Annotated in this window: 1 protein-coding gene; it reads right to left on the bottom strand. The window is 43.8% G+C overall.

The features are described from left to right. Window positions 1-644, bottom strand: a 644-nt coding sequence (gene istB / locus DRF58_RS18175; protein ID WP_116037353.1) for an IS21-like element helper ATPase IstB, incomplete at its 3' end; no start/stop codon positions are given. Window positions 645-812: the final 168 nt, after the last annotated feature.

Genomic DNA, 812 nt, shown 5'->3' with positions numbered 1-812 from the left:
GCAATGGTCTTTTCACCAATAATGTCATACCAGCCCTGCACCGGGATCTGCGATGTTACAATGATGGATCCGTTGTTGTGACGGTCTTCTATGATCTCCAGAAGGGTTATCCTGTTGGCACTGTCCAAAGCCTGAAGACCAAAATCATCAAGGATGATCACATCCTGTCTTTGTATTTTTGCAAGTTCGCGCAGGTATGACCCGTCTGCTTTTGCCATTTTTAGTTTGGCAAACAGCTTGGAAGTATTAAAATAATTGACCTTGAAGCCTTCGATACAGGCCTGATAGCCCAATGCGGTTCCCAGGTAACTTTTACCCACGCCTGTACTTCCTGTGATCAGGATGTTCTCGTTTTTCTCTACGAACTCACATCCTGCAAGACGCATTACCAGATTACGGTCGAGATTGCGGGTGTCATCGAAGTTGACACTTTCAATACTGGACTTGTAATGGAACTTTGCATTTTTGATGCTTCGCTCTATGCGCCTGTTGTGCCTCTCATCCCATTCGGCATCGATGAGCATCGATACAAACTGGTCGAGGGTATAATGGTCTGTCCTTCCGCTTTCAATAGCGGTCTTAAAGGCATTGTGCATGCCGTAAAGCTTCATTTGCTTCATTTTACTCACTGTCGGTTCGTTCATAACTGTTGATATTTAATGATAATATTGTTTTCCTCTGATGTTGCCGTGATCAGGCAGTTCCTGCTCCTTTTCTTCTTTTTCCGGATCGATCATCTGATCCAGATTGTTCTCCAATATCTTCTGTACGGTCTTAAAGCTGTAGATCTTAAAATCCAATGCCCGTTTACA

This window comes from Epilithonimonas hispanica (assembly GCF_003385395.1).
Taxonomy (GTDB): Bacteria; Bacteroidota; Bacteroidia; order Flavobacteriales; family Weeksellaceae; genus Epilithonimonas; species Epilithonimonas hispanica.
This window is presented reverse-complemented; position numbering and strand designations above follow the sequence as displayed.